The following is a 13,949-nucleotide window of genomic DNA, read 5'->3' as shown; positions in this document are numbered from 1 at the left end:
ACGGCGCGACATCCCAATCGGGCAGGAGAACCAGCATGGCCCCGCGGGCCCCTGACGAAGCCGAGCAGGCGCGACGGCGCAAGTTCCTGCGCGACTTCCACACGTTCGATTCGAACATTCGCTTCCCGGCGCCCTACACCCAGTTCGCCGGCAAGCCGCTCGCGTCGGCGGCGGGACAGGGCTGGCGGTACGACGCGCTCGGCTACCGGAACGACAGCCATCCCGAGGCGCGCCCCGCCTCCGAGACCCTGCGCGTCTTCGTCGTCGGCGACAGCACGCTGGTCGACGGCCAGGTCTTCGCCGACACCATTCCGGGCCGCCTGGAGACCGGGCTGAAGCGCCTCCACGGCGAGGGCGCCCGGGTCTACAATTTCGGCGCGACCTCGGCCTGCCTGAACCAGATGATTGCGCTGATCACCACCCGGCTGATGGACCTTCAGCCGGCCGTGATCTTCGTGCTGGGCGGCGCCACGGACATCTTCCAGCCGTGGAGCTTCGATCCGCGTGCCGGCTATCCGTACAATCACTTCGCCCAGGAAACCCTGTACGACTACTTCTTCAACACGACGAAGGTGAATGCGGAGGCCGAGGATCTGTCCTACGACAGCCTTCAGGCGCTGATCTTCGGCCGGCTCGACAACCTGCGGGCGCTGACGAACTGGCAGTCGGACATCTGGGAATGGGAGGTGGTGCGCCAGTTCGAGCTGGCGCTGAAGCGCCTCGCCCGCCTCTCCGGCGGCATCGGCGCGCCGGTGCGGTTCCTCCTGCAGCCGGCGGTCGTCCGCAAGACCGAGTGGATCGGTGACGAGCAGAGCGCCGCCTCGGGGGAATTCCTCGCCTATCTCGACCGACAATACACCCGGATCGAGCAGGTGCTCGGCCGGCTCCAGGCGGATGGCCTGACGCAGGGATTGTTCACGACACGCGACCTCAGCCGGATCTTCGAATCCGACAGCCGCTTCCTGTTCACCGACATCGTGCACGTCACCTCCGAGGGCCGCCAGATGATGGCCGACCGCTTGGCCGCGGAGGTCGCGGACGTGCTCGGCCTTCCGTCCGAGGGATAGGCCTTGGTGACGCCGATCGTGTTCATCGGGGACTCGATCACCGAGGCCTGGGGCTTCCACCGCGCCGCGACCTTCGCGGCCCACGGCCTGATCCCGCGGGGCGGGTCCGGCCAGACGGCGCGCTGGATCACCATGCGGTTCCGCCGCGACCTCGAGGAGACCGGCGCGCAGGGTGTCCATCTCCTGTGCGGGGTCAACGATATCGGTCGCAACGAGGGCTTCTTCGTCCCCGCCGACGAGATCGCACGGACGCTGGCCGGCATGCTCGACGAGGCCCAAGCGATGGGCGTGAAAGCCTGGGTCGGGTCGATCATGCCGGCCGCCCGGATCCCCTGGAACCCGGAGGTCCCGGATGCCCCGGCCATGATCGCCGCCGTGAACGCGTGGCTGCGGGACCACGCCCACGAGCACGGCGCGACCTTCATCGACTATCACGCGGTGCTGGCCGACGAATCCGGGGCGCTACGCCGGGCCTACACCACCGACGGCCTGCATCTCAGCCCGGCCGGCTACCAGGCGATCGAGCCGCTGATGCTGTCGGCTCTGGGGCGGGCGCCGGCGGTGGATTTGGCTCGGGCGTCCGGCGGTGGGAGGCTGCTGCGATTGAAAGGCCTACGCCTTGCGATGCTGGCGACCGTGGCGGCCATCGTAATCGCCGGCGTGGCCCTCATGCTGGCGCTGCGCTGACTAGAACGGGTCCGATCGCGCATCTGCAAAGTGCAGCACCGCTCAAGCTTCGAACCCGTCATTCCAGGGCCGCGAAGCGGAGCCCGGGATCCATAACGGCCGACGGCTCAAGTCCTGCACCGATCGCGGCTCTGGATTCCGGGCTCGCCTGCGGCGCCCCGGAATGACAGTGCTTTTTAAGCGAAGGCCGCTGCCTTCAGGATTGTCCGGCCAGGCAAACAATCACACCCGCCGCACCGCCCCGTGGGCCGCGCTGGTGGTCAGCATCGCGTAGGCGCGCAGCGCCGTGCTGACCTTGCGCTTGCGCGGGCTCGCCGGTTGCCAGCCGGCGGCATCCTGCTCGGCGCGCCGCTGCTCCAGTTCGGCGGGCTCGACGTCGAGGCGGATGCTGCGGGCCGGGATGTCGATGGCGATGGTGTCGCCGTCGCGCACGAGGCCGATCAGCCCGCCCTCCGCGGCTTCGGGAGAAACGTGGCCGATCGACAGGCCGGAGGAGCCGCCCGAGAAGCGCCCGTCGGTGACCAGCGCGCAGGCTTTGCCGAGGCCCTTCGATTTCAGGTAGCTCGTCGGATAGAGCATCTCCTGCATGCCGGGGCCACCGCGCGGGCCCTCGTAGCGGATCAGCACGACCTCGCCGGCCGTGACCTTGCCGTTGAGGATGCCGTCCACCGCCGCGTCCTGGCTCTCGAACACCCGGGCGCGCCCCTCGAAGGTGAGGATCGAGGCGTCGACGCCCGCGGTCTTCACGATGCAGCCCTGCTCGGCAAGGTTGCCGTACAGCACCGCGAGGCCGCCATCCTGCGAATAGGCGTGGGCGGCGTCGCGGATCACACCGCCCTCCCGGTCGAGATCGAGTTCGTCGAAGCGGGATTCCTGGCTGAACGCCACCTGGGTCGGCACGCCGCCAGGCGCGGCGCGGTAGAAGTTTTGGACCGAGGCGGCCGGTTCGCCGCGGACGTCCCAGCGGGCGAGCGCCGCGCCGAGGGTCCCGGCCGAGACATTGCCGGTCTCGGTGTCGATCAGTCCGGCCCGGTCGAGCTCGCCCAGGATGGCCATGATCCCGCCGGCCCGATGGACATCCTCCATGTGGACGTTGGCCACCGCCGGAGCGACCTTGCACAGGACCGGCACCCGCCGGGACAGCCGGTCGATATCGGCCATGGTGAACGCCACCTCGCCCTCGTGGGCGGCGGCCAGCAGGTGCAGCACCGTGTTGGTCGAGCCGCCCATGGCGATGTCGAGGGTCATGGCGTTCTCGAAGGCCGTGAAGCTCGCCACCGCGCGGGGCAGCACGCTCGCATCGTCCTGCTCGTAATGGCGGCGGGCGAGGTCCACGATCAGGTGGCCGGCCTCGACGAACAGGCGCTTGCGGTCGGCATGGGTCGCCAGCACCGAGCCGTTGCCCGGCAGGGCGAGCCCGAGGGCTTCGGTCAGGCAGTTCATCGAGTTCGCGGTGAACATGCCCGAGCAGGAGCCGCAGGTCGGGCAGGCCGAGCGCTCGATCACCTCGACATCGGCGTCCGAGATCCGGTCGTCGGCGGCCGCGATCATCGCGTCGACCAGGTCGACCTTCTTAGCGATGCCGGGCAGCTGGACCTTGCCGGCCTCCATCGGGCCGCCCGAGACGAACACCGTCGGGATGTTCAGCCGCAGGCAGGCCATCAGCATGCCGGGGGTGATCTTGTCGCAATTCGAGATGCACACCATCGCATCGGCGCAGTGCGCGTTGACCATGTACTCGACGGAATCGGCGATCAGCTCCCGGGACGGCAGCGAGTAGAGCATGCCGTCATGGCCCATCGCGATGCCGTCATCGACCGCGATGGTGTTGAACTCCTTGGCGACGCCTCCGGCCTTCTCGATCTCCCGGGCCACCAGCTGGCCGAGATCCTTCAGGTGGACATGGCCGGGCACGAACTGGGTGAACGAGTTGACCACGGCGATGATCGGCTTGCCGAAATCGCCGTCCTTCATGCCGGTGGCGCGCCAGAGGCCGCGGGCGCCGGCCATGTTGCGGCCATGGGTCGTGGTGCGGGAACGATAGGCAGGCATCGCGCGGTTCAATCGGTTCAGAAGCGAATCTTTCAAAGGTAGGGGCTTCTGCGCCCGCCGCGCCGCCGCTGCAAGCGTCGCGCAAGCGGGTGCGACCGTGTCATGCTCCCGGCGGATACCGGGACGCGAGAGAGGCGAATCGTAGGATGAACCGAGTGGATTTCCTGCGGCGGGCCATCGACCAGGGCCAGGGCCGGACCGAGGCGGATCTCGTCCTCAAGGGCGGCCGCTTCCTCGACCTCGTCACCGGCGACCTCGTCGCGTCCGACATCGCCATCTGCGGCGACCGGATCGTCGGGACCTTCGGCGGCTATCGCGGCCGGCGTGAGGTGGACGTCTCCGGCAAGGTCGTGGTGCCAGGCTTCATCGACGCCCACTTCCACGTCGAATCCTCGCTGATGCCGCCGCAGGAATTCGAGCGCTGCGTCCTGCCCCACGGCGTCACCACCGGTCTGTGCGACCCGCACGAGATGGCCAACGTGCTCGGCACCGACGCCTTCCGGTGGTTCCTGGCCTCGTCCGAGACCCTGGCGATGGATTTGCGGGTCCAGCTCTCCTCCTGCGTGCCGGCCACCGACCACCTCGAGACCTCGGGCGCGCGGATCGGCGCAGCGGACCTGCTGCCCTTCGCCGACCATCCGAAGGTGATCGGGCTCGCCGAATTCATGAACTTTCCGGGCGTGCTCGCCGGGGACCCGGGTGCCCTGGAAAAACTCGCGGCGTTCCAGGGCCGCCTGATCGACGGCCACGCGCCGCTGCTGCGCGGCACCGCGCTCAACGGCTACATCGCGGCCGGTATCCGCACCGAGCACGAGGCGACCACGCCCGAAGAGGCGATGGAGAAGCTCTCGAAGGGCATGACCGTGCTGATCCGCGAGGGCTCGGTCTCCAAGGACCTGCACGCCCTGGCGCCGATCCTGACCGAGCGCACGGCGCCGTTCCTGGCCTTCTGCACCGACGACCGGAACCCCCTCGACATCGCAGAGGAGGGGCATCTCGACTACGTCATCCGCACGGCGATCGCGCTGGGCGCGCCGCCGCTTGCGGCCTACCGGACGGCGTCGTGGTCGGCGGCCCGGGCGGTCGGGCTGCACGATCGCGGGCTCGTGGCGCCGGGCCAGCGCGCCGACCTCGTCGTGCTCGACGATTTTTTGGAGTGTCGCGTCGCGCAGGTGTTCAGCGCCGGGCGGCTCGTGGAGGAAGCGTTGTTCGCGAATCGGCCGGCCATCCAGCCGATCGGCCGGGGGAGCCTGCGGGCGCGCCGGGTGACGGCGGCCGATTTCGCGGCCGCCGGCTCCGGGCCGTCGACGCCGGTGATCGGTGTGATGCCGGGCAAGATCATCACCCTGAGGCACGACCTGTCGCTGCCCTATACGAACGGCGAGCGCCGGATCGACCTCGACCAGGATGTCATCAAGGTCGCGGTGGTCGAGCGCCACGGGAAGACCCCGCCGGGCGAGCGCGGCATCGGCGTCGCCTTCGTGAAGGGGTTCGGCCTCAAGCGCGGAGCGATCGCCTCCTCGGTCGGGCATGACAGCCATAACGTCACCGTGGTCGGCGCCGACGATGCCGACATGGCCGTGGCGGTGAACCGGCTGGGCGAGATCGAGGGCGGCTTCGTCGTGGTCGAGGGCGGCCGGGTGCTCGCCGAGATCGCCCTGCCGGTCGCCGGGCTGATGAGCCTGCTGCCGTTCGATTCGATCCGCGCCGCGCTCGTGACCCTGCGGGCGTCGGCGCGCGGCCTCGGCGTGGTCCTGCCCGAGCCGTTCCTGCAGGTGGCGTTCCTGCCGCTGCCGGTGATCCCGCACCTGAAGATCACCGACAAGGGCCTTGTGGATGTCGACCGTTTCGCGCTGATCGACCCGTGAAATAGATTGCGCACAATCTACATCGGGACTATGCGTTGGGTGCGCCGGCCCTAGATGCCGACTCTCTTTTTGTAACCGGAGATCGCCATGTCCGTAGACGTGAAGTACCGCACCAGTGCGACGGCCACCGGTGGCCGCGATGGCGCTGCCAAGACCGCTGACGGCAGCTTCGAGGTGAAGCTCGCGACCCCGAAGGAGCTCGGCGGCGCCGGCGGCCCGGGCGCGAACCCGGAGCAGCTCTTCGCCTCCGGCTACTCGGCCTGCTTCCTCGGCGCCATGAAGGCGGTCGCCCCCTCCCTGCAGCTCAAGGTTCCGGCCGACACCAGCGTCACCGCCGATGTCGGCATCGGCCCGCGCTCCGAGGGTGGCTTCGGCATCACCGCCGACCTGACGATCAGCCTTCCCGGCCTCGACCGCGCCGACGCGCAGAAGCTCGTGGACGCCGCCCACCAGGTCTGCCCGTACTCGAACGCCACCCGCGGCAACGTCGATGTCGGCCTGAAGCTCGCCTGAGCCGGGCCGTCTTTCGGCCCTTCTCCAACCCTCCCGCTCATCCTGAGGTGCGCGCGCGAAACGCGCGCCTCGAAGGAGCCCTCCTTCGAGGGCGCCACCAGGCGGCGACACCTCAGGATGAGGTCGCGGGTGGGTTATCTATGGGTCGGCAGCGCCCTTCCCGTCATTGCGAGCGCAGCGAAGCAACCGAGGAAGGCGCTACCGTCCGAGATCGCGCGCTGCACTGGGTCGCTTCGCGACGCTCGCGGTGACGACGCGATTCGACCCCAAAAGTGGACGGTCTTAAAAAAGCTCTCAAGTCGCCTGCGCCCGCATGCAGACATGGCCGGCTTCATCCAGGGTCACGCCCTCGAACCCCTCCCCTGTCCGCCGCCCGCAGACCCGGAAGATCTGGTTCGCGGTCATCGGCGAGACGCCGCGATACGTGAAGCGCCGCGGCACCTGCCCCTGCAGGGTCGCGGCGAGGTTCATCAGCAGCGTCGCCTGGATCGGGCCGTGGACCACGAGGTCGGCGTAGCCCTCCACCTGGGTCGCGTAGGGCTGGTCGTAGTGAAAACGGTGGCCGTTGAAGGTCATGGCCGAGTAGCGGAACAGCAGCGTCGGCGTCGCCGGCACGGCCCAGACCTGCTCGTAGCCGGCCGCGTCGTCGCGCTCGGCCACTGACCCCGCGCCGCTCTGCGCCCCGGCGGCCTCCCGGTAGACGATGTCCTGCCGTTCCCGGATCGCCGGCCCGCGCGCCGTGGCGACCGCGTGCTCGACGGTGACGAAGCAGAGCCGGCCGCTGCGCCCCTCCTTGAAGGCCACGTCGCGCACGGTCTCGGTGCGGGTGACGAGGTCGCCCTCGCGCAACTCCGACAGGGTCTCGACCTGACCGCCGGCCCACATCCGTCGCGGCAGCGGCACCGGCGGCAGGAACCCGCCCTTGGCGGCGTGGCCGTCCGGCCCCAGCGCGTCGGCCGGTGGCGTCTCCGGGGCGAGGCACCAGTGCAGAGCCGGCGGCGCGGTGCCCCCGGGGCTCGGCGCGAGATGCGGCGCGAAGGTCGCGCGGAACTCGGCCAGCAGCCGCGGCGTGACGAGGTCCGAGGCCTCGCGGCTTCGGCCGATCCAGTCGGTGAGCGCGGTCATGTTAGTACGACCGCGGCAGGCCGAGGACGTGCTCGGACAGGTAGGCGAGGATCAGGTTCGTGGAGATCGGCGCGACCTGATAGAGCCGCGTCTCGCGGAACTTGCGCTCGATGTCGTATTCCTCGGCGAAGCCGAACCCGCCATGGGTCTGGATGCAGGCATTGGCCGCCTCGAACGAGGCGTCGGCGGCGAGCATCTTGGCCATGTTGGCCTCCGCGCCCGGATTGGCGCCAGATTCGTAGAGGGTCAGGGCCTCCCGGACCATCAGCTCGGCGGCGCGCATGTTGGCGTAGGCTTTGGCGATCGGGAATTGCACGCCCTGGTTGGCGCCGATCGGCCGGCCAAACACTGAGCGGTCCGACGCGTAGGCCCTCGCCTTGTCGATGAACCATTTGGCGTCGCCGACGCATTCCGCGGCAATCAGAATCCGCTCGGCATTCATACCGGACAGGATGTAGCGAAAGCCCCTGCCCTCCTCGCCGATCAGGTTCTCGGCTGGGACGCGGAGGTTGTCGAAGAACACCTCGGTGGTGGCGTGGTTCATCATGGTGCGGATCGGCCGGATGGTCAGGCCGTTACCGATCGCCTCCCGCATGTCCACGAGCAGCACCGACAGGCCGTCGGTGCGCTTCATGCCCTCGGCTCTGGGCGTCGTGCGGGCCAGGAGCAGCATCAGGTCCGAATGCTCGGCGCGACTGGTCCAGATCTTCTGGCCGTTGACGACGTACTGGTCGCCCTCGCGCCGGGCGGTGGTCTTCAGGCTGCCGGTATCGGTGCCGGAGGTCGGCTCTGTCACCCCGAAGGCCTGGAGGCGCAGGCGGCCCTCGGCGATGGCCGGCAAGTAGGCCGCCTTCTGGGCCTCCGAGCCGTGCCGGAGCAGCGTGCCCATCGTGTACATCTGCGCGTGGCAGGCCCCGCCGTTGCAGCCCGCCCGCTGGACCTCCTCCAGGATCGCGGCGGCGGCCGAGAGCGGCAGGCCGGAGCCGCCATATTCCTCCGGGATCAGGACCGAAAGGTAGCCGCTTTCGGTCAGCGCGTTCACGAACTCGGTCGGGTAGGCCATCTCCCGGTCGAGCGCGCGCCAGTACGGGCCGGGGAACCCGGCGCAAAGCTTGGCAACCGCCTCGCGGATCTCGGTATAGGCTTCCATCGCGCGCCTCAGGCGGTGCGGCCGCCATCGACCGGCAGGTCGACGCCGGTGATGAATTCGGCCTCGTCGGAGGCCAGGAACAGCGCCGCGGCGGCGATGTCCTCGGCCCGCGACATCCGCCCGAGGGGGATCGTCGCGATGAACCTTTCGCGGTTCTCCGGGGTGTCGGGCACGCCCATGAAATGCTCGAGCAGGGCGGTCGCGCCCATCACCGGGCAGAGCGCGTTCACCCGGATCTTCCAGTGCGCCAGCTCGAGGGCCAGCGACTTCGAGGCGAGGCTCGCCGCCCCCTTGGAGGCGTTGTACCAGGTCAGCCCCGGGCGCGGCCGGAGCGCCGCCGTCGAGCTGACGTTGAGGATCACGCCCCCGCCCTGGTCGCGCATCAGCGGGGCGATCGTCCGGACGTAGTGGAAGATCGACTTCACGTTCACCCGGAACACCCGGTCGAACTCGCCCTCGGTCACCTCCAGCAGCGGCTTGTTGCGGTGCGTGGTGCCGGCATTGTTGACCAGGATGTGCGGGATGCCGAACCGCTCCCGGGTCTCGGCGACGCTGGCCTCGACATCGGCGGCCGATCCGACATCTGCGGCGATCGCGATGGCGTTCGCGCCGATGCCCGCAGCAACCCGCTCGGCCGCCGCCCGGTCGATATCCACGCAGGCGACCCGCGCCCCCTCGGCGGCGAACCGCTCGGCGATACCCGCGCCGAACCCGCTCCCGGCGCCTGTCACGAGCGCGATCTTTCCGTCGAGTCTCATGGCTTCCTCCCGAATTTTTGTTTCAATTGATGAACAACGCCAGACAAGATCAGTCGATATGATCGGTAAGACCATCCACGACAGATAGATCGATCAGTCGGCATCGCAACGTCAGGCCTATAAGGCACGGTGTCATTTCGGGGCGGCCCCGGCGAACCCGGAATCCAGAGCCGCCGCCTGTGCAGAACCATAAGCTGTCGGTTTTTATCGATCCCGGGGTCCGCTGCGCGGCCCCGTGATGACAAGGCGGGTGTTTGGACGGCGGCAGAACGCCGAAGCTGAGACGGGGAAACATCTTCGGGACGCTATTGCCCCCACTCCCGAGCCCCGAACTCCCGGCGGACCCGAGCGCTGTGCTCGCCGATATCCGGCACCCGGCCGAGCGCGCGAACCTCGCCGTCGATCAGGACCGGCGGCGCGACGATGTGGGCGGTCCCCGCCGAGGTCTCGACCTCGGCGCGGACCAGGGCCGGATGGGTGGCGAGGTCGGCGAGCGTATTGACGAAGCCGTAGGCGGTGCCGGCGGCCTTGAGGCGGGTGGCGGCCTCGTCGCGGCTCAGCCGCACCAGGGCGGCGCCGACCCGCAAATCCACGGCGGCGCGGTTGGCCACCCGATCGTTGTTCGACGCGAAATTATCCGCCCGGGCGAGATCCGGCTCGCCCAGGACCGAATCGCAGAAGCGCGCCCATTCGCGCTCGTTCTGGATCGAGATCAGCACGAGGCTGCCGTCGGCCGTCGGATAGGCGCCGTAGGGCGAGATCGACGGATGGGCCAGGCCAACCCGCTTCGGCTCCCGGCCGGTCCCCTCGAAGTAGAGCAGCGGCACGTTCATCCAGTCAGCCGCGCCGCTGAACAGGCTGACCTCCAGGGCGCAGCCTTCGCCGGAGATGGAGCGGGCGATCAGCGCCTCCAGCACAGCCGCATGGGCGTTCATCCCGCAGGCGATGTCGCAGACCGAGACGCCGACGCGGCCCGGGCCGGCCGGGTGTCCGGTGATGCCGGCCATGCCGCTCTCGGCCTGCACCAGCAGATCGTAGGCCTTCATGTCGCTGTAGGCGTTGCCTGCGCCGTAGCCCGAGATATCGACCGTGATCAGGCGCGGGTGGCGCGCCCGCAGCTCCGCCGAGCCGAAGCCGGCGCGGGCGGCCGCGCCCGGGGCGAGGTTCTGCACGAACACGTCGGCCTCTTCGAGGATGGCGTGCAGCAGGCGGGCATCGTCCGGGTCCTTGATGTCGGCGACCAGGCTCTCCTTGCCGCGGTTCAGCCAGACGAAGTAGCTCGCCAGCCCGTTGACGGCGGAATCGTAGCCGCGGGCGAAGTCCCCCTCCGGCCGCTCGATCTTGATCACCCGGGCGCCGGCATCGGCCAGCCGCGAGGTGCAGTAGGGCGCGGCGACCGCCTGCTCCAGGGCGAGAACGGTCAGCCCCTGCAACGGCCGGTTCACGCGCATCCCGGTTCCTCAGCATCCCGAACGCCCCGCTGGGCGGGACCGGAGCGGGGAAACTGGGTCGGCCGGGCGCCGCGCCAAGCGGGTACGGCTGACATCCGGCGTCGAACAGCCCCTACTCGGCGGCCCGCAAGGTCTGCTGTCCGTGGGCTTCCGGATCCGGCTCGGCCAGCAGCGCGTCCACCGCCTCCGGCTTGTCCCGGAAGGAGAAGCGGTGCGCCAGCCGGTCGAGGTAGACGTAGATCACCGGCGTCGTGAACAGGGTCAGCATCTGGCTCACCGCCAGCCCGCCGACCATGGCGTAGCCCAGCGGCTGGCGGATCTCGGAGCCGGTGCCGGTGGCGAGCATCAGCGGGATGCCGCCGAGCAGAGCCGCCATGGTGGTCATCAGGATCGGGCGGAACCGGAGCAGGGCCGCCTTGCGGATCGCCGCCTCCGGGTCGAGCCCCTCCTCACGCTCGGCCACGATGGCGAAGTCGATCAGCATGATGCCGTTCTTCTTCACGATGCCGATCAGCAGGATGATGCCGATCAGCGCGATCAGGCTGAAATCGAACCCCGCCCACATCAGCACCGCCAGGGCGCCGACGCCGGCCGAGGGCAGGGTCGAGAGGATCGTGATCGGGTGGATGAAGCTCTCGTAGAGGATGCCGAGGATCAGGTAGACCACGAACAGCGCGGCCAGGATCAGCAGCGGCACGGTCGAGAGCGATTGCTGGAACGCCTGCGCGGTGCCCTGGAAGCCGGTGACCACCGTGGGCGGCACCGCGAGCTCCTTCATCGCCCGGCCGATCGCCTCGGTGGCCTGGCCCAGCGCGACGTTGGGGCCGAGGTTGAAGCTGATCGTCACCGCCGGGAACTGGCCCTGGTGGTTGACCGCCAGCGCCGCCACCGGGTCGGTGGTCCAGCGCGCGAAGGCCGCGAGCGGCACCTGCCCGCCGCCGATCGGGGCCTTGATGTAGATCTTGTCCAGGCTCTCGACAGAACCCTGCAGGGCCGGGAGCACCTCGAGGATCACGTGGTAGCTGTTGAGCTGCGTGAAGTACTGGGCGATCTGCCGCTGGCCGAAGGCGTCATACAGCGTGTCGTCGATGAGCTGGGGCGTGATGCCGTAGCGGGAGGCGGCGTCGCGGTCGATCGCGAGCGTCAAGGTGGTGCCGCGGTTCTGCTGGTCGGTGGCGACGTCGCGCAGCTCCGGCAGGGTCTTCATTGTGTCGAGGATGCGCGGCGCCCAAGCGTTCAGCTCGGCGAGATCCGGATCCTGCAGGGTGTATTCGAACTGCGTCCGGGACGTCCGGCCACCGGTGCGCACATCCTGCGTCGCCTGGATGTAGGTGCGGATCCCCTCGACCCGCTCCAGCTTCGGGCGCAGGCGGCCGATGATCTGGAATGCGTCGGCCTCGCGCTCCTCGCGGGGCTTGAGGGTGATGTACATGCGCCCGGAATTCAGCGCCTGGCCGTTGCCGCCGAGCGACATGCCCACCGTGGCCACGTCCGGATCGGCCTGGACGATGGCACCGACCTTCTCCTGAAGGGTCTTCATCGCCGAGAACGAGATGTCCTGCCCCGCCTCGGTGACGCCGATCATGAAGCCGGTGTCCTGCTGCGGGAAGAAGCCCTTCGGGATGACGATGAACAGGTGGATCGTCAGCGCGAGCGTCGCGAAGAAGGTCAGCAGCGTGATGAAGCGGAAGCGCAGGGCGAGGTCGAGGCCCTTGGCGTAGGAGGACAGCAGCCCGTCGAACACCGCCTCGCTCGCCCGGTACAGGCGGCCGTGATGGCCGGTGCCGTGGGGCTTGAGCAGGCGCGCCGCCATCATCGGCGTGAGCGTCAGCGCCACGAAGGCCGAGACCGCGATGGTCATCGACAGGACGACGGCGAATTCCCGGAACAGGCGGCCGATGATGCCGCCCATCAGCAGCAGCGGGATCAGCACGGCGATCAGCGACACCGAGATCGACACGATGGTGAAGCCGATCTCGCCCGCGCCCTTGAACGCGGCCTCCATGGGCCGCATCCCCTCCTCGACGTAGCGGCTGATATTCTCCAGCACGACGATGGCGTCGTCGACCACGAAGCCCACCGAGATGGTCAGCGCCATCAGGGACAGGTTGTCGAGGGTATAGCCGGCGAGCCACATCAGCGCGCAGGCGCCGAGCAAAGCGAGCGGCACGGTCACGCTCGGGATCACGGTCGCCCAGAAGCTCCGCAGGAAGACGAAGATCACCGCGACCACCAGGACGATGGTGATCAGCAGGGTGAACTGCACGTCCTCCACGGAGGCGCGGATCGTCTGGGTGCGGTCGCTGAGGATGCCGATCTTGATGCCGGCCGGCAGGGTCGCGGTCAGGCGCGGCAGCTGCGCCTTGATGCTGTCCACCGTGTCGATGACGTTGGCGCCGGGCTGCTTGAAGATCACCAGGAACACGCCGCGCTGGCCGTTGGTCCAGCCCGCCTGCTTGGTGTCCTCCGGGCCGGCGATTGCGGTGCCGATGTCGCGCACCCGCAAGGGGGCGCCGTCGCGATAGGCGACGATCACGTCGTTCCAGTTCTGCGCCGTGGTGAGCTGGTCGTTGGCGTAGATCGTGTAGCTGTGGCTCGTCCCGTCGATGCTGCCCTTCGGGTTGTTCACCGTGGTGAGCGACAGCGGCGCGCGGATATCCTCGAGCGACAGGCCCTTGGCCACCAGCTTGGCCGGGTCGACCTGGATCCGCACCGCGGGCTTCTGCTGGCCGCCGATGAACACCTGCGCGACGCCCGAGATCTGGCTGATGCGCTGGGCGAGCTGCACGTCCACCGCGTCGTCGACCTCGATCAGCGGCATGCTGTCGGAGGTGGCCGAGAGCAGGAGGATCGGCGAATCGGCTGGGTTCACCTTGCGGTAGGTCGGCGGGCTCGGCAGGTTCTTCGGCAGCTGGCCGCTCGCGGCATTGATCGCCGCCTGGATGTCGCTGGCCGCGCCGTCGATGTTGCGGTTGAGGTCGAACTGGACCGTGACCGTCGAGATCCCCAGCGAGCTGGTCGAGGTCATCTGGGCGACGCCCGGGATCTGTGAGAATTGCCGCTCCAGGGGTTGGGCCACGGAGGAGGCCATGGTCTCCGGGCTGGCGCCGGGCAATTGCGCGGTGACCTGGATCGTCGGGAAATCCACCTGCGGCAGCGGCGCGACGCCGAGCAGCGGATAGGCCACCATCCCGAGGAACAGGATGCCGACCATGATCAGCGTGGTCGCCACCGGGAAACGGATGAAGGGCGCCGAGATGCCAGCCTTCATTGCAGCC

The 13,949-nt window shown here is 69.1% G+C and carries 10 protein-coding genes; 4 read left to right on the top strand and 6 right to left on the bottom strand.

Annotated elements, in window-relative coordinates:
- The first annotated feature begins 35 nt into the window (after window positions 1-35).
- Window positions 36-1,067, top strand: a complete 1,032-nt coding sequence (locus LGR69_RS00550) for an SGNH/GDSL hydrolase family protein (protein ID WP_230364865.1) — start codon at window positions 36-38, stop codon at window positions 1,065-1,067.
- 6 nt (window positions 1,068-1,073) lie between these two features.
- Window positions 1,074-1,754 carry a GDSL-type esterase/lipase family protein gene (locus LGR69_RS00545; protein WP_230365204.1) on the top strand — a complete coding sequence of 227 codons (681 nt, stop codon included), beginning with the start codon at window positions 1,074-1,076 and terminating at the stop codon, window positions 1,752-1,754.
- A 222-nt stretch (window positions 1,755-1,976) separates the two neighbouring features.
- Here LGR69_RS00545 and ilvD read toward each other — a convergent pair whose 3' ends face one another.
- Window positions 1,977-3,806: a dihydroxy-acid dehydratase gene (gene ilvD / locus LGR69_RS00540; RefSeq protein WP_230364864.1), complete on the bottom strand. Its 1,830-nt coding sequence runs from the start codon at window positions 3,804-3,806 to the stop codon at window positions 1,977-1,979.
- Window positions 3,807-3,952: 146 nt separating this feature from the next.
- On the opposite strand from ilvD, the gene ade reads away from it, so the two are divergent.
- The gene (gene ade / locus LGR69_RS00535) at window positions 3,953-5,674 is read left to right on the top strand and encodes an adenine deaminase (RefSeq protein ID WP_230364863.1); all 1,722 of its coding nucleotides are present in this window, start codon (window positions 3,953-3,955) and stop codon (window positions 5,672-5,674) included.
- Window positions 5,675-5,761: 87 nt separating this feature from the next.
- Entirely contained in the window at window positions 5,762-6,187 is a 426-nt protein-coding gene (locus LGR69_RS00530) for an organic hydroperoxide resistance protein (protein ID WP_007562189.1), read from the top strand.
- Window positions 6,188-6,481: 294 nt separating this feature from the next.
- Here LGR69_RS00530 and LGR69_RS00525 read toward each other — a convergent pair whose 3' ends face one another.
- The 5 genes from LGR69_RS00525 to LGR69_RS00505 form a co-directional block, all read right to left on the bottom strand.
- Window positions 6,482-7,312 carry an HTD2 family dehydratase gene (locus tag LGR69_RS00525; protein WP_230364862.1) on the bottom strand — a complete coding sequence of 277 codons (831 nt, stop codon included), beginning with the start codon at window positions 7,310-7,312 and terminating at the stop codon, window positions 6,482-6,484.
- A gap of 1 nt (window position 7,313) precedes the next feature.
- Window positions 7,314-8,462 (bottom strand): acyl-CoA dehydrogenase family protein, encoded by a 1,149-nt coding sequence (locus tag LGR69_RS00520; protein WP_230364861.1) that lies wholly within the window; start codon window positions 8,460-8,462, stop codon window positions 7,314-7,316.
- 8 nt (window positions 8,463-8,470) lie between these two features.
- The gene (locus LGR69_RS00515) at window positions 8,471-9,220 is read right to left on the bottom strand and encodes a glucose 1-dehydrogenase (protein ID WP_230364860.1); all 750 of its coding nucleotides are present in this window, start codon (window positions 9,218-9,220) and stop codon (window positions 8,471-8,473) included.
- A gap of 305 nt (window positions 9,221-9,525) precedes the next feature.
- Entirely contained in the window at window positions 9,526-10,671 is a 1,146-nt protein-coding gene (locus LGR69_RS00510; RefSeq protein ID WP_230364859.1) for a CaiB/BaiF CoA transferase family protein, read from the bottom strand.
- A gap of 112 nt (window positions 10,672-10,783) precedes the next feature.
- Complete coding sequence (locus LGR69_RS00505) at window positions 10,784-13,942, bottom strand: efflux RND transporter permease subunit (protein ID WP_230364858.1); 3,159 nt, start codon at window positions 13,940-13,942, stop codon at window positions 10,784-10,786.
- Window positions 13,943-13,949: the final 7 nt, after the last annotated feature.

The sequence above is a fragment of the Methylobacterium brachiatum genome, assembly GCF_020523825.1.
Lineage (GTDB): Bacteria > Pseudomonadota > Alphaproteobacteria > Rhizobiales > Beijerinckiaceae > Methylobacterium > Methylobacterium brachiatum.
This window is presented reverse-complemented; position numbering and strand designations above follow the sequence as displayed.

Bases quoted from the DNA above. Each gene is read 5' to 3' on its own strand.
- LGR69_RS00525 (WP_230364862.1), bottom strand. From the start codon at position 7,312: ATGACCGCGCTCACCGACTGGATCGGCCGAAGCCGCGAGGCCTCGGAC.
- LGR69_RS00505 (WP_230364858.1), bottom strand. From the start codon at position 13,942: ATGAAGGCTGGCATCTCGGCGCCCTTCATCCGTTTCCCGGTGGCGACC.
- LGR69_RS00515 (WP_230364860.1), bottom strand. From the start codon at position 9,220: ATGAGACTCGACGGAAAGATCGCGCTCGTGACAGGCGCCGGGAGCGGG.
- ilvD (WP_230364864.1), bottom strand. From the start codon at position 3,806: ATGCCTGCCTATCGTTCCCGCACCACGACCCATGGCCGCAACATGGCC.
- LGR69_RS00530 (WP_007562189.1), top strand. From the start codon at position 5,762: ATGTCCGTAGACGTGAAGTACCGCACCAGTGCGACGGCCACCGGTGGC.
- ade (WP_230364863.1), top strand. From the start codon at position 3,953: ATGAACCGAGTGGATTTCCTGCGGCGGGCCATCGACCAGGGCCAGGGC.
- LGR69_RS00520 (WP_230364861.1), bottom strand. From the start codon at position 8,462: ATGGAAGCCTATACCGAGATCCGCGAGGCGGTTGCCAAGCTTTGCGCC.
- LGR69_RS00510 (WP_230364859.1), bottom strand. From the start codon at position 10,671: ATGCGCGTGAACCGGCCGTTGCAGGGGCTGACCGTTCTCGCCCTGGAG.
- LGR69_RS00550 (WP_230364865.1), top strand. From the start codon at position 36: ATGGCCCCGCGGGCCCCTGACGAAGCCGAGCAGGCGCGACGGCGCAAG.